We start from the raw sequence: 21170 nt of genomic DNA, 5'->3' as shown, positions 1-21170 counted from the left end.
GCGCACGATGGAGCGGATCGTCGACATCGCCACCGACGGCCGCCACCTGTCCGCGCACCGCGGCTTCCTGATCGTGGCGCAGGATCGCGTCGAGGTCGGCCGCGTCCCGCTCGACGACGTCGCCGCGGTGATCGTCCATGCGCACGGCGTCACCTGGTCGACGAACCTCGTCGTGGCGCTGGCAGAGCGCGGCGCGATCCTGCTGCTGTGCGGGTCGAACCACGCCCCCGTCGCGGTTTGCCTCCCGCTTGCCGGCCACCATGCGCAGAACGGCCGCATCCGCGCGCAGTGGGAGGCGGGCAAGCCATTGTCGAAGCAGCTCTGGCGGCGGCTGATCGTCGCCAAGATCCGCTGGCAGGCCACCGCGCTCGAAACCGAGGGCAAGCCGCACGCTGCGTTCGACCTGCTCGCGCGCCGCGTCGGCTCGGGCGATCCCGACAATGTCGAAGCGCAAGCGGCGCGGCGCTATTGGCCGCTCTTGATGGGCTCGGACTTTCGCCGCGACCGGTCGCTCGATGGCGCCAACGCGCTGCTCAACTATGGCTACACCATCTTGCGCTCGATGTGCGCGCGCGCGGTCGTCGCGGCCGGGCTCCATCCTTCGATCGGTGTCCACCACGCCAACCGCGGCAACCCGTTCGCGCTTGCCGACGACGTGATCGAACCGTTCCGCCCGCTCGTCGATCTCCTCGCGCTGCGCCTGCTCGCCACCGGCACAGCCACCGTCACGCCCGCCGCCAAGCAGGCCTTCGCCGGCCTGATCGCGTTCGATCTGCCCGGCGAGGCCGGCGTCACCACGCTGGCCAACGCCGCGACCCGGGTCGCGCAGACGCTCGCCACCGCCTTCCAGACCGGCCGCGCCGCCGATCTGTGGATCCCCGCTCCGCCCGCCCCGATCGAGCTCGCCCGCCTCCACGCACTCGCGATCGCGCCGTGAATGGTGTATCGCTCAGTGGCTATCAGTTGATGTGGATCTTCGTGATGTTCGACCTGCCGGTCACCACCCGCGATCAGGCCCGTGCGGCGACGAAATTCCGCGAATATCTGCTCGACGAGGGATTCGAGAAGAGCCAGTTCTCGGTCTACGCCCGATTCTGCAACGGCAAGGAACAGATCGAGGCCTACCAGCGCCGGATCGAGGCCCACCTTCCCGACAAGGGCGACGTCCACATCCTGACCTTCACCGACCGGCAGTACGAGAATATCGTCCGATTCTCCGGCCAGCGCCGACGACGGACGCGCAAAAATCCGAATCAGCTGGCGCTATTCTGATGCCGCTCGCCGATTTCAGGCCATCAGGATGCGTCACTTTCCCGCTGTTTCACAACAGGTTGGCGACGCATCCATAATAGCCGCTCAGAGATCGCGGTCCAGCGGCAACGCCCGAAGCGCAGACGCCCGACGTGGACGGATAATAGCCGCTCAGAGATCGCGGTCCAGCGGCAACAACGGGGAGCCGAAGGACAACGGCGCTCTGATAATAGCCGCTCAGAGATCGCGGTCCAGCGGCAACTAGATTTCCCCAATCTGGATTGACCGCCGCATAATAGCCGCTCAGAGATCGCGGTCCAGCGGCAACTCGGGCGAACGTGGCATGATCGCCGCGGTATAATAGCCGCTCAGAGATCGCGGTCCAGCGGCAACGGATCCGGACCGCGGCGGATCCGCAGCGTGATAATAGCCGCTCAGAGATCGCGGTCCAGCGGCAACAATACCCCGCGCACGCCGCGCGGCTGAGCTATAATAGCCGCTCAGAGATCGCGGTCCAGCGGCAACCGATGGGCGGCTTTCGGGTGCGCTCACGCCATAATAGCCGCTCAGAGATCGCGGTCCAGCGGCAACGGCCAGCGCCACATACTGCCACCATAGCTCATAATAGCCGCTCAGAGATCGCGGTCCAGCGGCAACTGATCGACACCCAGGCGGTTCGCCAGCAGCATAATAGCCGCTCAGAGATCGCGGTCCAGCGGCAACCGCGAACGCCGCGGCGGTGCGCGTCTCGGTATAATAGCCGCTCAGAGATCGCGGTCCAGCGGCAACGCCAATCCCCGGCGGCTCGGTAATCGGGTCATAATAGCCGCTCAGAGATCGCGGTCCAGCGGCAACTGCGGCCGAACTCGATCACTCGGCCGTAAAATAATAGCCGCTCAGAGATCGCGGTCCAGCGGCAACATGTCGCGGTGCGGATGCTTGCGCGTACGAATAATAGCCGCTCAGAGATCGCGGTCCAGCGGCAACTCTTCCGGTTGCCATGTCGTGTAGCCATCGATAATAGCCGCTCAGAGATCGCGGTCCAGCGGCAACGCCCGAAGCGCAGACGCCCGACGTGGACGGATAATAGCCGCTCAGAGATCGCGGTCCAGCGGCAACAACGGGGAGCCGAAGGACAACGGCGCTCTGATAATAGCCGCTCAGAGATCGCGGTCCAGCGGCAACTAGATTTCCCCAATCTGGATTGACCGCCGCATAATAGCCGCTCAGAGATCGCGGTCCAGCGGCAACTCGGGCGAACGTGGCATGATCGCCGCGGTATAATAGCCGCTCAGAGATCGCGGTCCAGCGGCAACGGATCCGGACCGCGGCGGATCCGCAGCGTGATAATAGCCGCTCAGAGATCGCGGTCCAGCGGCAACAATACCCCGCGCACGCCGCGCGGCTGAGCTATAATAGCCGCTCAGAGATCGCGGTCCAGCGGCAACCGATGGGCGGCTTTCGGGTGCGCTCACGCCATAATAGCCGCTCAGAGATCGCGGTCCAGCGGCAACGGCCAGCGCCACATACTGCCACCATAGCTCATAATAGCCGCTCAGAGATCGCGGTCCAGCGGCAACTGATCGACACCCAGGCGGTTCGCCAGCAGCATAATAGCCGCTCAGAGATCGCGGTCCAGCGGCAACCGCGAACGCCGCGGCGGTGCGCGTCTCGGTATAATAGCCGCTCAGAGATCGCGGTCCAGCGGCAACGCCAATCCCCGGCGGCTCGGTAATCGGGTCATAATAGCCGCTCAGAGATCGCGGTCCAGCGGCAACTGCGGCCGAACTCGATCACTCGGCCGTAAAATAATAGCCGCTCAGAGATCGCGGTCCAGCGGCAACATGTCGCGGTGCGGATGCTTGCGCGTACGAATAATAGCCGCTCAGAGATCGCGGTCCAGCGGCAACCGAACGCTGCGGCCGAACGCTTCGCCGAGCATAATAGCCGCTCAGAGATCGCGGTCCAGCGGCAACCATTGGCATCGCTGCGGGCCCGGATCATGTATAATAGCCGCTCAGAGATCGCGGTCCAGCGGCAACCCGCGTCCACGACGAACGAAGAAGTCGGTATAATAGCCGCTCAGAGATCGCGGTCCAGCGGCAACCGGCCGCACTCCGCCCTTAAACATCAGCGCATAATAGCCGCTCAGAGATCGCGGTCCAGCGGCAACCCGCACTCCCACGTGATGTGCCGCTCGCGGATAATAGCCGCTCAGAGATCGCGGTCCAGCGGCAACCAAAGCTGGCAGTCAGTGCGACCGCCGGACATAATAGCCGCTCAGAGATCGCGGTCCAGCGGCAACCGTCGATGGTTTCGTCCGCGATCGCGAGGAATAATAGCCGCTCAGAGATCGCGGTCCAGCGGCAACTCGCACACCATCCGGCTGTGCGACGGCGGGATAATAGCCGCTCAGAGATCGCGGTCCAGCGGCAACGGCATCGGTCCCGACGAAGTCACCGTCTTCATAATAGCCGCTCAGAGATCGCGGTCCAGCGGCAACCCTGTACGATCTGGAGCCTCAGGGCTTGGCATAATAGCCGCTCAGAGATCGCGGTCCAGCGGCAACGAACAGCACGCCGTACATGTCGTACACCTCATAATAGCCGCTCAGAGATCGCGGTCCAGCGGCAACCGTAGCGGTCGCGTCCCTTCTGCGACCAATATAATAGCCGCTCAGAGATCGCGGTCCAGCGGCAACAATCAATAGCGTCAAGCTGACCTTGGAACCATAATAGCCGCTCAGAGATCGCGGTCCAGCGGCAACAAGCGGACCTCGCGCCAGGCGGTGGGATCGATAATAGCCGCTCAGAGATCGCGGTCCAGCGGCAACAAGATCGCGGCGGTGAACAGGCTCGGCGAGATAATAGCCGCTCAGAGATCGCGGTCCAGCGGCAACCTACTCCTCTGATATCATCTAGACCTGCGGATAATAGCCGCTCAGAGATCGCGGTCCAGCGGCAACTATCCGGTGTGCCGTTGCTATCTTCGCACCATAATAGCCGCTCAGAGATCGCGGTCCAGCGGCAACGATAGTTCGACCATAACGACGCCCATCTCGATGATAGCCGCTTACATGCCGACGCGGACCCACTCCCGCGAAACCCGCCTCTGCCTCCGCGCGCCTCCCTATGCGCACGGAGGGCGGATCACCGCCTCACCAGATCCGCACCCGATCCGCCGGAGTCAGATACTGCCGGTCCCCCGGCTTGATGCCGAACGCCGCATACCACGCATCGACGTTGCGCAGCGGGTTGATCGCGCGGATCTGCCCCGGCGAATGCGGATCGCTGACGAGTTGCTGGCGCAGCGCCTCGGGCCGGAACAGCGTCCGCCACACCTGCCCCCAACCCAGGAAAAACCGCTGATCCCCGGTGAACCCGTCGACCACCCTGGCCTTCTTGCCCCCCAGCGACTGATGATACGCATCGAGCGAGATCAGCACGCCGCCCAGGTCGCCGATATTCTCGCCCATCGACGCGCGCCCGTTGATCTTCACCCCGGGCACCTCGGGGAAGCTGTACGCCTCATATTGCGCGCCCAGCTTCTCGGCCTGCACCTCGAACTTGGCGGCATCCTGTGCGGTCCACCAGTCGCGCAGCACGCCGTTGCCGTCGGACTTGCGACCCTGGTCGTCGAAGCCATGGCTGATCTCGTGCCCGATCACTCCGCCGATCCCGCCATAGTTCACCGCCGGGTCCGCATCGGGATCGAAGAAGGGCGGCTGGAGGATCGCGGCGGGGAACACGATCTCGTTCTTCACCGAGTTGTAATAGGCGTTCACCGTCTGCGGGGTCATCCCCCATTCCGCCTTGTCGACGCGCCCACCCAGCCGGTTGCGGCGATAGTCCCATTCGAACCGCTGCGCGCGCTCGGCATTGCCGACGACGTCGCCCGGCTGCACCTGCAACGCCGAATAGTCGCGCCACGTGCTCGGATAGCCGACCTTCACCGTGAAGTTGGCGAGCTTGGCCAGCGCCTGCTGCTTGGTCGCGTCGCCCATCCACGGCAGCCCGCGGATCCGCCCGCCAAGCGCGGTGCGCAGGTTCGCGACCAGCACGTCCATCTTCGCCTTCGACGTCGCCGGGAAGTACAGCGCGACGTAATCGCGCCCCACCGCCTCGCCCATCGATCGCTCGACCACGCCCACGCCGCGCTTCCACCGCTCGCGCTGCTGCGGCTGGCCGTTGAGGAACTTGGCTCGGAAATCGAACTGCGCGTCGACGAACCGCTTCGAAAGCATCGGCGCGATGTCATCGGTCGTGCGGAACGCCTGCCAGGCCTTCAGCGTGTCGAGATCGGTGGCAGCGAAGACGCCGGCGATCTTCGGCACCGCGCTGTTCTGTCCGACGATCACCCGCGTCGCCTTGCCCAGCCCCGCCGCATCTCAGAACGGCGTCCACGCGAAGCCCGGCGCGGCGGCGGCCAGCTCCGTCACCGACATCGGGTTGTACGTCTTGTCGCGGTTGCGGCTCTCCGCGCGAGTCCAGTGCGCCTGCGCGACCTGCGTCTCCATCGCGACCACCTTGGCGGCCGCCGCCTCGGCGTCGGGCCAGCCCGCCATCGACAGCATCTGCGCGACATATTGCCGGTAACGATCGACCTGCGGCTTGAACTTGGCGTCGAGATACAGCTCGCGGTCGCCCAGCCCCAGCCCCGACTGGCGCAGGCTCAGCGCATAGATATCGGGCTGCTTGGCATCGTCGTTGACGCCGACGCCGAAGAACGACGCCCCGAACCCGCCGACCGATCGTCCCATCAGTCGCGCCAGATCGTCCTTCGACGCCGCCGCCTTCACCGCGGCCAGCCGCTGCGTCAGTGGCGTCGCATCCGCGCGCTCGATCGCGGCGGTGTCCATGAAGCCCCGGTACAGCGTCGCCACCTTCGCACGATCCGCGTTCGCGGCGTCGGTCGGCGCATAGCCCTCGATCAGCGTGCGAGTCCGCGCCTCGGACAGGTCTCGCAGTACCGCGAACGCGCCATAGGACGACCGGTCGGCGGGGATCTGCGTGGTCTTCGCCCAGGTCCCGTTGACGTATCGGAACCAGTCGTCCCCCGGCTTCACGCTGCGGTCCATCCCCGCTTCGTCGAAACCCCAGGTGCCGTAGCGCGTCGCCGCGGTCGCGTCGCCACCCGCTGCGCCCGCTCCTGTCCCCTGGGGCAACAGCGAGGTCATGGTGCACGCCGCGTCGAGGCACGCGGCGGCATCCTGCGCCGTCGCGGGAGTGGCGATGGCGAGCGCAGCCAGCGAAGCGGCAAAGGCAAAGCGGAATGTCACGGCGGAGAACCTCTCTTGCGACCAAGGATATGAAATCGCGCTCGAAACCGGCGCGTTTGCGGCAGGACTGATGCCCGGGTCCGTTGCCGATTGCAACCGTACGCCTTGACCCGGGCGTTCTCCACGGGCCACACCGCGGGTCGAAAACAGATACGAGAGGATGCGACGATGGCCGACACCCCCACCGGGCTCGAACTGCGCTCGACCGTGAAGAGCGACAACACGCTGGTCCTCGATCTGGTCGAGGTGTCCCCCGGCACCCCCGGCCCCGACGAGGTCGTCGTCGAGGTCGAGGCCGCGCCGATCAACCCCTCCGATCTCGGTCTCCTGCTCGGCCCCGCCGACGTCGCGACGCTGCGTGCCGCCGGCACCGCCGACCGCCCGGTGCTTACCTTCGACATTCCCGAGCGCCGCATGGCGTCGGTCAAGGCCCGGCTCGACCAGTCGCTCGCGGTCGGCAACGAGGGCGCGGGCACCGTGATCGCGGCGGGCGACAATGTCGCGGACATCGTCGGCAAGCGCGTCGGCATGCTCGGCGGTGCGATGTACACCCGGTATCGCACGCTCCCCGCGCGCGACTGCATCGTCCTGCCCGAAGGCGCGAGCGCGGCGGACGGCGCGTCGATGTTCGTCAACCCGCTGACGTCGCTCGGCTTCACCGAAACGATGAAGGCGGAAGGCCACACCGCGATCGTCCACACCGCCGCCGCGTCGAACCTCGGCCAGATGCTCGCGCGCATCTGCCTCGCCGACGGCATCCCGCTCGTCAACATCGTCCGCAGCGAAGCGCAGGCCGAGATCCTGCGGAAGATCGGCACGCCCCACATCCTCGACAGCACCGCGCCCGATTTCCGCGAGAAGCTGGTCGAGGCGATCGCCGAAACCGGCGCGACGATCGCGTTCGACGCGATCGGCGGCGGCAAGCTCGGCGGGCAGATCCTCGCCGCGATGGAGGCCGCCGCATCCCGCAAGGCCGATGCCTACAGCCGCTACGGATCGACCACCTTCAAGCAGCTCTACATCTACGGCGCGCTCGATCTCTCGCCGACCCAGCTCGATCGCAGCTTCGGCTTCTCGTGGAGCGTCGCGGGCTGGCTCCTCACCCCCTTCCTCCAGAAGGCCGGCCGCGACGTCGCCGCGCGCATGCGCCAGCGCGTCGCGGACGAACTGACCACCACCTTCGCCAGCCACTACACCGCCACGATCGGCCTCGCCGAAGCGCTGAAACCCGACGTGCTGGAGGCGTACAACCGCAAGACGACCGGCGAGAAATACCTGATCGACCCGACGCGGTAAGTCTCCCCGCGCCTCCCGTCATCCCGCCCCCTCCCCGTCATCCCTGCGCAGGCCGGGATGACGGGAACAGGAGTTCGCGCCGCAACATCCACCGTTCGGACTAAGCTTGTCGAAGGGTGCCACCCTCCGGCGACGGACAGGGCTTTGACAGGCCCAGCCCGAACGGTTCCCGCGCGCGCCTACCCCTTCACCCCGAACCAGATCACATGCCGCGGCCCCTTGCCGTTGCTCCGCGCACGCACCGCCACCTCCTCGACCGCGAGTCCCTTCGCCATCCGCCGCGCGAACACCGGGTCCGACGCCGCGGACCACACCGCCAGCACCCCGCCGGGCCGCAGCGCCGCCCCCGCCGCCGCCAGCCCCGTATTCGAATAGAGCGCGCCGTTACGATCCGCGGTCAGCGCGTCCGGCCCATTGTCAACGTCGAGCAGGATCGCGTCGTATTCGGCATGCGCGTGCCGGATCATCACGCCCACGTCGCCGACGATCAGCTCCACCCGCGGATCGTCGAGGCAGTCGCCGGTCAGCGCCGCCATCGGGCCGCGTGCCCAGTCGATGATCTCGGGCACCAGCTCCGCCACCGTGATCCGCGCATCGGGGCCCAGCCGCGCCAGCGCCGCGCGCAGCGTGAACCCCATGCCGTATCCGCCGATCAGCAGATGCGGCGCCGTCGTGGTCAGCCGGTCGCACGTCATCGTCGCCAGCGCTTCCTCGGAGCCGCTCATCCGCGTGCTCATCAGCTCGTTGCGATCCATTACGATCATGTGGTCGTCGCCGCGCCGGACGAGCCGCAGCTCGGTGCCGCCGGGCACCTGCGCGGTCGCGATATGCTCGCGGGGGATCATGGCTGCACTCCTCTTGACTGGCGCCAGTCCCTACATCACGCCCGAAATAGCGAAAGGCTTTCCATGTCCCGTCCGATGCGCATCGATTTCGTCTCCGACGTCGTCTGCCCGTGGTGCGTCATCGGGCTGCGCGGGCTTGAGCAGGCGCTGGCGAACGTCGGCGACCTCGTGAAGGCGGAGATCGTCTTCCATCCCTTCGAGCTGAACCCCGACATGCCCGCGGGCGGCGAGGACGTCGCCGAACACATCGCGCGCAAGTACGGCGCCACCCCCGAACAGTCCGCCGCCAACCGTGACGGCATCCGCGCCCGTGCCGCCGATCTCGGCTTCGCCATGGCGATGAAGCCCGGCAGCCGCATCTACAACACGTTCGACGCGCACCGCCTGCTCCACTGGGCCGGCGAACACGGCCGCCAGCGCGACCTCAAGCACGCGCTCTTCGCCGCCTATTTCACCGAGGGTCGCGATCCCGGCGACGCCGATGTCCTCGCCACCGCCGCCGAGACCGCGGGCCTCGACCCCGCCGAGGCCCGCGCGATCCTCGCCTCCGATCGCTACGCGGAGCAGGTCCGCGCCGACGAGGAAGCGTGGCGCCGCGAGGGCATAAACAGCGTCCCCGCGGTCATCGTGAACCGCAAATACATGATCTCCGGCGGCCAGCCCCCCGAAGCCTTCGAACGCGCGCTCCGCACCATCGCGGCGGAAGCCTGATGGGCGACGTCATCAACCTCCGCCGTGCCCGCAAGGCGAAAGCCCGCACCACCGCCGAAGCCACCGCCCAGGCCAACCGCGCGCTTCACGGCCGGACGAAGGCGGAGAAGCTCGGCGAGAAGCGCGAAAACGCAAAGCTCGCCCGGATCGTGGACGGCGCGAAGCTGAAGGAGTGAACCAACTCCGAAGAACCGAACCACCCCCGTTCGCACTGAGCTTGTCGAAGTGCTGCCCTTCTTCTTCAACCGTCGCAAAAGTAAGGACGGTGCTTCGACAAGCTCGGCACGACCGAAAACGGATCGCTTCTCTACCCCAGCATCCACCACAACAACACGATATTGAACCCCAGCAACGGCAGCGCGGTCGGCACCTGCGCCTTGATGACCGCATTCCGGTCCCGCAGTTCCAGCAACGCCGCGGGCACCAGGTTGAAGTTGGCCGCCATCGGCGTCATCAGCGTCCCGCAGAACCCCGCCAGCATCCCCACCGCCGCGACGATCGCGGGATCGCCGCCGAACCCGCGCACCAGCACCGGCACGCCCACCGCCGCCGCCATCACCGGGAACGCGGCGAACGCGTTGCCCATCACCATCGTGAACAGCGCCATCCCGCCCGCATAGGCCACCACCGCGCCGATCAGGCTCCCCTGCGGCACCACCACCCCGATCACCCCGCCGACGACCCCGCCGACACCCGCCAGCGCAAACACCGCACCCAGACTCGCGAGCATCTGCGGCAACACCGCCGCCCAGCCCACATCGTCCATCAGCCGCCGTCCCGCGACCAGCGGCGCGAGCGGGCGCGGCTTCAGCCACACGATACTCACGGCAAGCGCGATCAGCACCCCCAGCGTCAGCGCCACCAGCGTCGCCTGCCTGGGATCGACCAGCGCGGGCACCTGCTTGAACGCCAGCGTCCCCAGCAAGGCGATCGCCGGAATGATAAGCGCGGGCACGAACACCCGCACCGCGGGCGCCGCCGCGGGCGCGTCGACGGCCTCGCTCCGCTTCATCCGCCCCGATGCGGCAAGCCCCACCAGCACGAGCACCAGCACGCCGTTGCCGACATCGCCCAGTCGGTCGCCCGCCAGGAAGCTCGTCGCGATCAGCGCATGGAACGCCGCGTTCACGAACCGCCGCTCACGCACGCCCAGCACCGCGAACGCCGCGAAGGTCAGCCCCGCGACCGTATAGACGAAGTTGAGCCCGATCACGCCGCGCGCTCCGCCGCCGCGCGCGCGAGCCTGCGGTCGAGCCACCACAGCCGCCCGCCATGCACCACGAACGCCGCGATCGCGGTCGGGATCGCCCAGACGGACAGCTGGAACGGCTCGAGCACGATGCCATAGCCCTCCAGCACGCCCTTCATCAGCAGGATCGATCCGATCGCGATGAAGATGTCCTCGCCGAAGAACAGCCCGATGTTGTCGGTCGCCGCCGCCAGTGCCTTCACCCGGTCCGGGTCGGCGTTCCCCTGCGCCTCGCCCGCCGCTTCCGCCATCGGCGCGATCAGCGGGCGGACGGTCTGCGGATGCCCCGCGACCGACGTCAGCCCCAAAGCCGCGGTCACCTGCCGGAACAGCAGATACCCGATCAGCAACCGCCCGACCGTCGCCCCCTTCAGGCCCGCGACCAGCCCGCGCGCCCGCGCCTGCAACCCGAACCGCTCGAGGATCCCGATCACCGGCAGCACGATATAGATCGCGGTCACATAGCGGGTATCGTTGAACGCCTTCCCGAACGCCGCCAGGATCGCCACCGGATCCAGCCCCGCTGCCAGCCCCGTCACCAGCGCGGATGCCGCGATCACCAGCATCGGATTGAACCGCAACAGGAACCCCAGCGCGATCACCGCGATTCCGGACAGGACGAGCATCAGCGGGGCTTTCCGATCACGAGCAAGACGCACGGTGTTCGCACCGAACGATCCTCCCCCGCAAGGGGAGGCGCGCCGACGGCGGGTTCCATTGCCATGGCCGATACGACGCGTAGCAGGAATCGCATGCCTTCACCCTGAACGTCACCCCGGCCTTGAGCCGGGGTCCCGCTTACATTGGCCGCTTGGAAAGAAGCGGGACTCCGGATCAAGGCCGGGGTGACGATAGAGTTCGGGGCTTTGCAGGCCCTTCGAGATAGGGATTACGCACCGCCCCCTTGCCTTTCCGCGCCAACCCCGAAACGATCGCGCCCGATGACCGACGACACCCTCCGCGCGCTCGCCGCGCTACTCGACCTCGGCCTGCCCGACGAAAGCCTCCCGGGCGTCGCGCAGAACCTCGCCGCGCTCGCCGAGCACGCAGCGCGCCTCGCCGAGGACGCCGCATGACCGCTGCCGAAACCGCCGCCGCGGTTCGCGAGGGCCGCACCACCGCGGTCGCGCTCGCCCGCGCCGCGATCGACGCCGCCCGCGCCGACCCGCACGTCGCGGTCACCCGAACCCTAGCCGACCGCGCGCTGGCGGAAGCCGCCTCAGTCGACGCCCAGGTCGCGCGCGGCGAGGATCCCGGCCCGCTCGCGGGCGTGCCCTATGCGGTCAAGGATCTGTTCGACGTCGCCGGCCTCCCCACCACCGCTGGCGCCGCGATGCTCGCCGACGCCCCGCCCGCGGCGCATGACGCAGAGGCGATCGTCCGCATGCGCACGGCCGGCGCGGTGCTGGTCGCAACCACCAACATGGACGCGTTCGCGTACGGCTTCGCGACGATCAACGCCGCGCACGGCACGACGCGCAACCCGCACGACCACGCGCGCCTCGCCGGTGGGTCGTCAGGCGGCGCGGCGGCGGTGGTCGCCGCCGGCATGGTCCCGCTGTCGCTCGGTTCCGACACAAACGGCTCGATCCGCGTCCCCGCCGCGCTGTGCGGCCTTTGGGGCCTGAAACCGACGCACGGGTCACTGCCGCTCGCCGGAGTCTATCCCTTCGTCGACAGCTTCGACGACATCGGCCCCTTCGCGACGACGCTCGCCGATCTGGAACTGGCGTGGCAGGTGCTGGGGTCCACTGCCCCCAACCCCGTTCGGGCTGAGCCTGTCGAAAGCTCTCCTGAGCGGTCGCCGCAGGCGGGCAGCCGAAGGGCCCCGTCCTTCTTTTCGCACGCCTCAGAAAAGGACAGCCCTTCGACAAGCGCAGGGCAAACGGAAGTCCGGGCGGCAAGGCTCGCAGGCTGGTTCACCGAAAACCTCTCCCCGGCCCTCGCCCAAGCGCTCGACCACCACTTCGCCCACCTCCCCACCGTCGCCTTGCCCGATGTCGACCGCGCCCGCTCCGCCGCCTACATCATGACCGCGGCAGAGGGCGGCAGCCGCCACCTCCCCGAACTGCGCCGCCGCGCGATGGCGTTCGATCCGCAGGTCCGCGACCGCCTGATCGCCGGGGCACTCACGCCCGCCGCGCATCTCGTCGCCGCGCAGGCCTTTCGCGAAACCTTCCGCGCCGCCGCCACGACGCTGTTTGAGCAATATGACGTCCTGATCGCCCCCTGCGTCGGCGACGTCGCCCCGACGATCGCGGACCCCCACGTCACGCTCGACGGCCGGCGCGTCCCCGCCCGCGCGCATCTGGGCCTCTACACCCAGCCATTGAGCTTCATCGGTCTGCCCGTCATCGCCGCCCCGCTCCATCGCCCGGGCCAGCTCCCGCTCGGCCTCCAGCTCGTCGGTCGTCCCGGTGGCGAGGCGGCGCTGTTCGCCTGCGCCGCGCAACTGGAAGCGCAAGGCATCTGCCGCACGAGCCCCCTTCCCAGCTGAAAATTCCGCTCTATGCTGCACCGCACCGGCGCCAGACCGGATCAGCAGGAGGATCGGCGAAACCAAGGGGCACCCGATCCGATGACGACCGATACGGTGCCTGCGGCATCGACCTATCTAGATCGCCGCTTCGCGCTCGCCGCGCGCGGCACGGACCTGCGCACCGAGGTGCTGGCGGGGGTCACCACCTTTCTGACGATGGCGTACATCGTGCTGGTGAACCCCGCGATCCTGGGACAGGCAGGGATGCCCGTCGCCGCGGTCGCCGCCGCGACCTGCTTCGCCGCCGGGTTCGCGAGCATCCTGATGGGCGCCACCGCCAACGTGCCGCTCGCGCTCGCGCCCGGCATGGGGCTCAACGCCTATTTCGCATTCACCGTCGTGCTCGGCATGGGCATCCCGTGGCAGACCGCGCTCGGCTGCGTCTTTGTCTCGGGCGTCGCGTTCCTCGTGCTGACGCTCGCGGGCGTCCGCCAGATGATCGTCGCCGCGATCCCCGCGCACCTCTTCGCCGCGGTCGCGGGCGGGATCGGGCTGTTCATCGGCTTCATCGGGCTGCGCAACGCCGGCCTCGTCGTCAACAGCCCCGCGACCGGCGTGACGCTCGGCAACCTCCACGCGCCGGGCGCCATCCTCGCGCTCGTCGGCCTCGTCGCGATCGCGGTGCTCAGCGTCTGGCGGGTGAAGGGCGCGATGCTGATCGGCATCCTCGCGACGACGCTCATCGGCTGGGCGGTCGGCGCGGTCGCGTTCAAGCCCGAACCCTATTCGCTCGCCAGCCTGGGCGAGACGGTCTTCGCGCTCGATCTCGCGGGCGTGTTCGGGGGGGCGGGCAAGCATGGGCTGGGCGTGCTCGAGATCCTGTTCGTCTTCCTCTTCGTCGACCTGTTCGACAATCTCGGCACGCTCGTCGCGGTCACGAAGCGCGCCGGGCTGATCGACGCCGACGGCAAGATACCCCGGCTCAACCGCATCCTCGTCACCGATTCGATCGCCACCATGGTCGGCGCGCTCGTCGGCACCAGCACCGTTACCAGCTATGTCGAGAGCGCAGCCGGGGTACAGGCGGGCGGGCGCACCGGCCTCACCGCGATCGTCACGGGCGTGCTGTTCCTCGCCGTCATGTTCGCCGCGCCGTTCGCGCAGGCGATCCCGCTCGCCGCGACCGCGCCCGCGCTCATCCTCGTCGGCGCGCTGATGATGGCGCCGCTGATCGAGGTGGCGTGGGACGAGCCCGACGCGGCGATCCCCGCCTTCCTCACGGTCGCGATGATTCCGCTCACCTTCTCGATCGCGAACGGCCTCGCCTTCGGGATCACCGCCCACGCGCTGCTCAAGCTGCTGCGCGGCAAGGCCACCAAGGGAGACTGGCTGCTCATGATCCTCGCCGCCCTGTTCGTCGTCCGCTTCGCCTGGCTGACCGCGGCATGAACTGTTTCATGCTTGCAATCCGTTCGTTTCGAGCGAAGTCGAGAAACGCTGCGCAACGTCTGGGGCACGTTGCTCGACTTCGCTCGAAACCAACGGCAGCAGGGGCTGCCTTGGTATTGACGATAGTCGCCACCCCCGCCGCCGCGCAGAAGCTCGACGTCACGCCGCGCACCGTGGTGATGACCGCTTTTCCCCCCGAATGGGCCGCGCTCGAAGGATCGGTCGCGACGCCGACCACCCACCGCGTCAACGGGCTGACGATCCTCACCGGCACGATGGCGGGCAAGCCCGTCGTGCTGATCCAGTCGGGTGTGTCGATGGTCAACGCCGCGATGAACACGCAGCTGGTGCTCGACCGGTTCACCGTGAAGCGGATCGTGTTCTCCGGGATCGCGGGCGGCGTCGATCCGCGGCTCGACATCGGCGACGTCGTCGTCCCCGATCGCTGGAACCAGTATATGGAGGTGTCGCTGGCGCGAAAGACCCCCACCGGCTGGGCCCCGCCAGAGCGTCGCGACGCCGATGCGCTGCCCAATTATGAGATGCTGTTCCCGCGCGGCGTCCGCGTCGGCAACGCGGTGGAACCGTCGAAGCAGCATCGCTGGTTCGACGCCGATCCCGCGCTGCTCAAGCTCGCCACCACCGTCGCGCACACGGTGAAGCTTCAGCGCTGTGCCGCCGCCAGCACGAACGTCATCGCCTCCCCTGCCGCCTGCCTGCCCAAGGAGCCCAAGGTGATGGTCGGCGGCGGCGGCGTCAGCGGCCCGGCGTTTGCGGACAACAAGGAATATCGCGAATATCTGTATGCCACCTTCAAGGCCACCGTGCTTGACATGGAGACCGCGGCGGTGGCCCATGTCGCCTATGCCAACATGGTGCCCTTCATCGGTTTCCGCAGCCTGTCGGACCTTGCCGGCGGCGATGCAGGCGCGAACCAGATGGTGACCTTCACCGCGCTCGCCTCGATCAATTCCGCGCACGTCGTGAAGGCGTTCGTCGCGGCCCTTCCGGATTGAGCGGGGCCGACTGATGCTCCACAGCGTGCGTGGCGACCGGGGGATGGTGACCAGCCCCCATCATCTGGCGTCGCAGGCCGGCCTCGGCATCCTGCGCGACGGCGGCACCGCGGCGGAAGCCGCGGTCGCGGTCGCCGCGACGCTGGCCGCGGTCTATCCGCACATGACCGGGATCGGCGGCGACGGCTTCTGGCTGATCCGCGAGCCGGACGGCCATGTCCACGCGATCGACGCCTGCGGTGGCGCGGCGGCGGCGGCCGATCTGTCGCTCTACGCCGGGCAAGACACGGTGCCGTGGCGCGGGCCTCTCGCGGCGAACACCGTCGCGGGCACCGTCTCGGGCTGGGCCGCGGCGCTCGAGGGCGGCACGCTTCCCCTCGCGCGCCTGCTCAAGGACGCGATCCACCACGCGCAGGCGGGCGTCCGCGTCACCCGCGGCGGCGCGGAGATCGCCGCCGCCAAAGGCGCCGAGCTGCGCGGCCAGCCCGGCGCGTGGGCCGCCACCTACGAACCCGAAGGCCGCCCGTTGCGCGAGGGCGACCTCCTGCGCCAGCCCGCGCTCGCGGACACGCTCCGTCGCCTCGCGAGCGAGGGCCTCGACAGCTATTATACCGGCGCGCTCGCCGCCGACATCGCCGCCGATCTCGCAGCGCTCGGCGCGCCCGTCTCCCGCGCGGACCTCGCCGCGCACGCCGCGACCCGCCCGGCACCGCTCACCGTCCCCATCACCGGCGCGCGCCTCTACAACACCGCCCCGCCGACGCAGGGCATCGCGTCGCTGCTGATCCTCGCGCTGTTCGATCGCCTTGCCGCCGACGCCCCCAACGGCTTCGCGCACATCCACGGCCTCGTCGAGGCGACCAAGCAGGCGTTCCTCTGGCGCGACACCCACTGCGGCGACCGCGCCTTCATCGAGGACGACCCGCAGGCGCTCCTCGACAGCCCCGCCCGCCTCGACGCGATGGCCGCGCGGATCGATCCGGCGACCGCGCTCCCCTGGCCGCAACCGCCGCAGCTCGGCGATACCTGCTGGTTCGCCGCCGCCGACCGTCGCGGACAAGTTGTCAGCGCGATCCAGTCGACCTATTTCGAGTTCGGCTCGGGTCTCGTCCTGCCGCGCACCGGGATCACCTGGCAGAATCGCGGCGCCAGCTTCCGCCTCGCGCCCGACGGCTGGAACGCGCTGCGCCCGGGTCGCAAGCCGTTCCACACGCTCAACCCCGCGCTCGCGGTCTTCGACGACGGTCGCACCATGGCGTACGGCACGATGGGCGGCGAGGGCCAGCCGCAGACGCAAGCCGCGCTCTTCACCCGCTACGCGCGCTTCGGCGTGCCGTTGCAGGAGGCGATCACCGCCCCGCGCTGGCTCTTGGGTCGCACCTGGGGCGACGTATCGACCAGCCTCAAGCTCGAGGACCGCTTCGCCCCCGACGTCGTCGAAGCGCTCCGCACCGCGGGCCACCAGGTCGAGCTGCTTGCCCCCTTCACCGCCACGATGGGCCATGCCGGCGCGATCGTCCGCCATGCCGACGGCGCGCTCGAAGGCGCGACCGATCCGCGCAGCGACGGCCAGGTGGCGGCGTTTTGAGCGCCCCCGGAAGCGGTCGGCGCGCGGTGGAGCGCTGCGACGCGCTCGGCGTCGTGCCCTATAGCGACGCCCCCGACATGCTGTTGCGCGCGTGGCTCACCCCCGCCTTCGCCGAGACCCAGCGCGCGATCGCCGGGTGGATGGCGGAAGCCGGCATGGACGTCCGCCTCGACCCCGCGACCAACCTGATCGGCCGCTACGAAGGCACCGACCCCGCCGCCCCCGCGCTCGTCATCGGCAGCCACATCGACAGCGTCCGCGACGCCGGCCGCTACGACGGACCGCTCGGCGTCATGCTCGGCATCGAATGCGTCGCCGCGCTCCACGCCGCGGGCCGCCGCCTGCGCTTCCCGATCGAAATCTACGCGTTCGGCGACGAGGAAGGCTCGCGCTTCCCCGCCGCGATGCTGACGAGCAAGGCGGTCGCGGGGGTGCTGGAGGCAAACGCGCTAACCGTCGCCGACAATAATGGCGTAACGCTTCGAGAGGCTCTTCGCGCGTTCAACTACGAAATGCATGATCCGGACGCGCCGCGTCCAGCTTTCGACAGCCTACGCATTTCGAACTATCTTGAAGCCAGACGCTCTCCCGACACCATCCTCGCCTATCTCGAGGCGCATATCGAACAAGGCCCCGTCCTCGAATCCGCCGGCCTGCCCGTCGGCATCGTCACCGGCATCGCCGCGCAGCTCCGCTACAAGCTCACCGTCACCGGCACCGCCGGCCACGCCGGCACCACGACGATGCCGCTCCGCCGCGACGCGCTCACCGCCGCCGCCGAGATGGTCCTCGCCGCCGAAACCGTCGCCCGCGCGCGCGCCGACGTCGTCGCCACCGTCGGCGTCCTCAGCCCCTCCCCCGGCGCACCCAACGTCATCCCCGGCCGCGTCGATTTCACCCTCGACGTCCGCTCGGGCGACCAGCCCGCCCGCGACGACGCCGCGCACGCGATCCTCGCCGCCTTCGCCGACATCGCCGCCGCCCGCGGCATCGCGCTCGATCACGCGCAGATCCACGATCTCCCCGCCAGCCCCTGCGATCCCGCCCTGATGGACACACTCGCCGCGGCGGTGCAGGATGCCGGCACGCCGCCGTTCCGTCTCGTCAGCGGCGCGGGGCACGACGCGATGGTGATGGCCGCGCTCTGCCCGACCGTCATGCTGTTCGTGCGCTGCGCGGGCGGCATCAGCCACAACCCCGCCGAGGCGGTCGACCCCGCCGACGTTGAGATCGCGCTCGCCGCGATGCTCGGTTTCCTCGACAAACTGGACCAGACCCGTGACGCCTGACTTATATGGAGAGATCGATCCCCCCCAGCGGCTGCTGATGGGCCCCGGCCCGGTCAACGCGCACCCGCGCGTGCTGCGCGCGATGTCCGCGGATCTGCTCGGCCAGTTCGATCCCGAGATGACGGGGTACATGAACGAGGTCATGGCGCTCTACCGCCCCGTCTTCGGCACCGCCAACCCCTGGACCTTCCTGATCGACGGCACCGCCCGTGCCGCGATCGAGGCGTCGCTGGTCAGCGTTCTCGCGCCCGGCGACACGCTGCTGGTCGTGAACTTCGGCCGCTTCGGCCTGCTCCTGACCGAGATCGGCGAGCGCATCGGCGCGACGGTCGAAACCGTCGATGCGCCCTGGGGAGAAACCGTGCCGATGGAGGCGATCGCCGCCGCGATCGAGCGCACGCGTCCCCGCCTCGTCGCCACCGTCCACGGAGACACCTCGACGACGATGGCGCAACCCCTCGCCGGACTCGGCGACCTGTGCCGCGCGGCGGGTGCGTTCAGCTATGTCGATGCCACCGCGACGCTCGGCGGGATGCCGATCGAGGCGGATGGCTGGGGCGTCGATATCGTGACGGGCGGCCTGCAGAAATGCCTTGGCGGCCCCTCCGGCTCCGCCCCCATCACCATCTCCGATCGCGCCGCGGACCACATCATGGCGCGTCGCCACGTCGAGAAGGGCATCGCGCGCGCCGACATCGCGGACGGCACCGGCCGCCGCATCGGGTCGAACTATTTCGATCTCGCGATGGTCATGGATTACTGGTCCGACAAGCGCCTGAACCATCATACCGAGGCGACGACGATGCTCTACGGCGCGCGCGAGTGCGCCCGCATCGCGCTCGGCGAAGGCCTGCCACAGCGGTTCGAACGCCACGCCGCCGCCGGCCGCGCCGTCACCGCGGGCGCACGCGCGATGGGGCTGACGGTGTTCGGCGCCGACGCGACGCGGATGACCAACGTCACCGCGATCCACATCCCGCAAGGCGTCGACGGCGAACGCGTCCGCACCCGGATGCGCGAGGAATGGGAGATCGAGATCGGCACCGCCTTCGGCCCGCTCGCGGGCAAGGTCTGGCGGATCGGCGCGATGGGCTACAATGCAAGGCTCCACAAGGTGCTCCACACGCTGGCGGCGCTGGAAGCGGTGCTGCGCGCGGAAGGCCACGCCACTCCCGCGGGCGCGGGCGTCGATGCGGCGCTGGCGGCGTGGTCGGCATGAGCGGCACGCGCGCGCCGACTCGTTTGGCCAACCCATCCCCGTTCGTTTCGAGCGAAGTCGAGAAACGTGTCCCAGGCTCCATTATAGCGTTTCTCGACTTCGCTCGACACGAACGGGCTCGCGGGATCGGACGGGATAGACCGTGAACGCACCGCGAAACCTCACCGGCTACGGCCCCACGCCCCCCGACCCGCGCTGGCCGAACGGCGCGCGCGTCGCGGTGAACTTCGTCGTCAATTACGAAGAGGGCGCGGAGAACAGCGTCCTCAACGGTGACGCGGCGTCCGAAGCGTTCCTCTCCGAAATGGTCGGCGCGGCCAGCCACCCCGCGCGCGCGATGGCGATGGAGAGCCTCTACGAATACGGGTCGCGCGCCGGCTTCTGGCGCCTCCACCGCCTCTTCACGCAGCGCGGCGTTCCCGTCACCGCCTTCGCCGTTGCGAAAGCCATGGAAGCCAACCCGCAGGCGGTCGCGGCGATGCAGGACGCCGGCTGGGAAATCGCCACCCACGGCCTGCGCTGGATCGATTATCAGACCGTCCCCGAAGCGACCGAGCGCGCGCACATCGCGGAGGCGATCGCGCTCCATACCCGCCTCACCGGCGCCCGCCCGCTCGGCTGGTATCAGGGCCGGACCAGCCCCGACACCGCGCGCCTCGTCGCCGAGGAAGGCGGGTTCATCTACGACGCGGACAGCTATGCCGACGACCTGCCCTATTACGCGCAATCGGGGCAGTTGATCGTCCCCTACACGCTCGACGCCAACGACATGAAGTTCGTCGCGCTCAACGGCTTCACCGAGGGCGAGCAGTTCTTCGCCTATCTGCGCGACACCTTCGACCAGCTCCGCGAGGAGGGCGGCCGGATGATGTCGATCGGGCTCCACGGTCGTATCGCCGGCCGGCCCGCCCGCGCCCGTGCGCTCGCCCGCTTCGTCGATCACGTCGTCGACAGCGGCGACGCGTGGATCGCGCGCCGCATAGACATCGCGCACCACTGGCGGCAGGTACACCCCGCATGATCGTCAACGACCCCCAGCCGCTCGCCGAAGTCACCGTCGCGTTCCACGCCTATGAACGCGCGCTGATGGCGGACGACCTCACCGCACTCGACGCGTTGTTCCACGACGCGCCCACCACCAACCGCTACGGCGTCGGCGAAGTCCTCTACGGCATCGATGCGATCCGCGACTTCCGCAAGGGTCGCGGCGGCTCGCCGCAGCGTACGCTCGGCCGCGTCGCGATCACCACCTATGGCGACGCGTTCGCGACCGCGGACGCCGAGTTCTTCCGCCAGGGCAGCGACCGCCGCGGTCGCCAGACGCAGGCCTGGGCGAAGTTCGCCGATGGCTGGAAGATCGTCTCCGCACATGTCAGCCTCGAAGGGAGCGGATCATGATGCGTCCCCACCCCACCCGTTCGTTTCGAGCGAAGTCGAGAAACGATGCGCAGCGTCCGGAAGACGTTTCGCGGCCTTGGCCTGTTATGAACGCCTGCCTTC

At 68.7% G+C, this 21170-nt stretch carries 17 protein-coding genes, 1 pseudogene and 1 CRISPR repeat array; of the genes and pseudogenes, 14 read left to right on the top strand and 4 right to left on the bottom strand.

Going from position 1 to position 21170, the window contains the following annotated elements; genetic code table 11:
• Positions 1-7: 7 nt before the first annotated feature.
• Complete coding sequence (cas1, locus tag ACV7NO_RS08055) at positions 8-937, top strand: type II CRISPR-associated endonuclease Cas1 (RefSeq protein WP_463405485.1); 930 nt, start codon at positions 8-10, stop codon at positions 935-937.
• On the top strand, positions 934-1272 hold the full coding sequence (gene cas2 / locus ACV7NO_RS08050) for a CRISPR-associated endonuclease Cas2 (protein ID WP_463405484.1): 339 nt from the start codon (positions 934-936) through the stop codon (positions 1270-1272). The genes cas1 and cas2 overlap by 4 nt, the downstream gene beginning before the upstream one ends.
• A gap of 73 nt (positions 1273-1345) precedes the next feature.
• Positions 1346-4282: a CRISPR direct-repeat array (repeat unit 36 nt; unit sequence ATAATAGCCGCTCAGAGATCGCGGTCCAGCGGCAAC).
• Between the two features lie 126 nt (positions 4283-4408).
• Here the strand turns inward: cas2 and ACV7NO_RS08045 are convergent.
• Positions 4409-6427: pseudogene (locus ACV7NO_RS08045) on the bottom strand (M13 family metallopeptidase).
• Positions 6428-6697: 270 nt separating this feature from the next.
• On the opposite strand from ACV7NO_RS08045, the gene ACV7NO_RS08040 reads away from it, so the two are divergent.
• Positions 6698-7825: a zinc-binding dehydrogenase gene (locus ACV7NO_RS08040; RefSeq protein ID WP_463405483.1), complete on the top strand. Its 1128-nt coding sequence runs from the start codon at positions 6698-6700 to the stop codon at positions 7823-7825.
• A 179-nt stretch (positions 7826-8004) separates the two neighbouring features.
• On the opposite strand, the gene ACV7NO_RS08035 is transcribed toward ACV7NO_RS08040, so the two are convergent.
• Complete coding sequence (locus tag ACV7NO_RS08035; RefSeq protein WP_463405482.1) at positions 8005-8670, bottom strand: spermine/spermidine synthase domain-containing protein; 666 nt, start codon at positions 8668-8670, stop codon at positions 8005-8007.
• A 63-nt stretch (positions 8671-8733) separates the two neighbouring features.
• On the opposite strand from ACV7NO_RS08035, the gene ACV7NO_RS08030 reads away from it, so the two are divergent.
• Positions 8734-9381 (top strand): DsbA family oxidoreductase, encoded by a 648-nt coding sequence (locus ACV7NO_RS08030; protein WP_463405481.1) that lies wholly within the window; start codon positions 8734-8736, stop codon positions 9379-9381.
• Positions 9381-9557, top strand: coding sequence for a DUF4169 family protein (locus ACV7NO_RS08025; RefSeq protein ID WP_463405480.1), 177 nt, complete (start codon positions 9381-9383; stop codon positions 9555-9557). The genes ACV7NO_RS08030 and ACV7NO_RS08025 overlap by 1 nt, the downstream gene beginning before the upstream one ends.
• Positions 9558-9688: 131 nt before the next feature.
• Here the strand turns inward: ACV7NO_RS08025 and ACV7NO_RS08020 are convergent, their stop codons facing one another.
• Both ACV7NO_RS08020 and ACV7NO_RS08015 read right to left on the bottom strand, forming a co-directional pair.
• Positions 9689-10594 (bottom strand): 5-oxoproline transporter, DUF979 family subunit, encoded by a 906-nt coding sequence (locus ACV7NO_RS08020; RefSeq protein WP_463405479.1) that lies wholly within the window; start codon positions 10592-10594, stop codon positions 9689-9691.
• Positions 10591-11256: a DUF969 domain-containing protein gene (locus tag ACV7NO_RS08015; RefSeq protein WP_463405478.1), complete on the bottom strand. Its 666-nt coding sequence runs from the start codon at positions 11254-11256 to the stop codon at positions 10591-10593. Before ACV7NO_RS08015 ends, ACV7NO_RS08020 begins: the two co-directional genes overlap by 4 nt.
• A 315-nt stretch (positions 11257-11571) precedes the next feature.
• Here ACV7NO_RS08015 and ACV7NO_RS08010 point away from each other — a divergent pair, with 315 nt between their 5' ends.
• The 9 genes from ACV7NO_RS08010 to hpxZ all read left to right on the top strand — a co-directional run bounded on the left by ACV7NO_RS08010 (position 11572) and on the right by hpxZ (position 21068).
• Positions 11572-11706, top strand: a complete 135-nt coding sequence (locus ACV7NO_RS08010; RefSeq protein ID WP_463405477.1) for an AtzG-like protein — start codon at positions 11572-11574, stop codon at positions 11704-11706.
• Positions 11703-13127 carry an AtzE family amidohydrolase gene (locus ACV7NO_RS08005; RefSeq protein WP_463405476.1) on the top strand — a complete coding sequence of 475 codons (1425 nt, stop codon included), beginning with the start codon at positions 11703-11705 and terminating at the stop codon, positions 13125-13127. Before ACV7NO_RS08010 ends, ACV7NO_RS08005 begins: the two co-directional genes overlap by 4 nt.
• Positions 13128-13208: 81 nt before the next feature.
• Positions 13209-14558: an NCS2 family permease gene (locus ACV7NO_RS08000; protein ID WP_463405475.1), complete on the top strand. Its 1350-nt coding sequence runs from the start codon at positions 13209-13211 to the stop codon at positions 14556-14558.
• 110 nt (positions 14559-14668) lie between these two features.
• Positions 14669-15574, top strand: coding sequence for a 5'-methylthioadenosine/S-adenosylhomocysteine nucleosidase (locus ACV7NO_RS07995; RefSeq protein ID WP_463405474.1), 906 nt, complete (start codon positions 14669-14671; stop codon positions 15572-15574).
• A 13-nt stretch (positions 15575-15587) separates the two neighbouring features.
• Positions 15588-17162, top strand: a complete 1575-nt coding sequence (locus tag ACV7NO_RS07990; protein ID WP_463405473.1) for a gamma-glutamyltransferase family protein — start codon at positions 15588-15590, stop codon at positions 17160-17162.
• Positions 17159-18451 carry an allantoate amidohydrolase gene (locus tag ACV7NO_RS07985; RefSeq protein ID WP_463405472.1) on the top strand — a complete coding sequence of 431 codons (1293 nt, stop codon included), beginning with the start codon at positions 17159-17161 and terminating at the stop codon, positions 18449-18451. Before ACV7NO_RS07990 ends, ACV7NO_RS07985 begins: the two co-directional genes overlap by 4 nt.
• Before the next feature lie 37 nt (positions 18452-18488).
• Entirely contained in the window at positions 18489-19670 is a 1182-nt protein-coding gene (locus ACV7NO_RS07980) for a pyridoxal-phosphate-dependent aminotransferase family protein (RefSeq protein WP_463407308.1), read from the top strand.
• 142 nt (positions 19671-19812) lie between these two features.
• Positions 19813-20691: an allantoinase PuuE gene (gene puuE, locus ACV7NO_RS07975; RefSeq protein ID WP_463405471.1), complete on the top strand. Its 879-nt coding sequence runs from the start codon at positions 19813-19815 to the stop codon at positions 20689-20691.
• The gene (hpxZ, locus tag ACV7NO_RS07970) at positions 20688-21068 is read left to right on the top strand and encodes an oxalurate catabolism protein HpxZ (protein ID WP_463405470.1); all 381 of its coding nucleotides are present in this window, start codon (positions 20688-20690) and stop codon (positions 21066-21068) included. The genes puuE and hpxZ overlap by 4 nt, the downstream gene beginning before the upstream one ends.
• Positions 21069-21170: the final 102 nt, after the last annotated feature.

The organism is Sphingomonas sp. Ell38C01 (genome assembly GCF_055231975.1).
The sequence above is the reverse complement of the archived record's forward strand: the minus strand, read 5'-3'. Positions and strand labels throughout refer to the sequence as shown.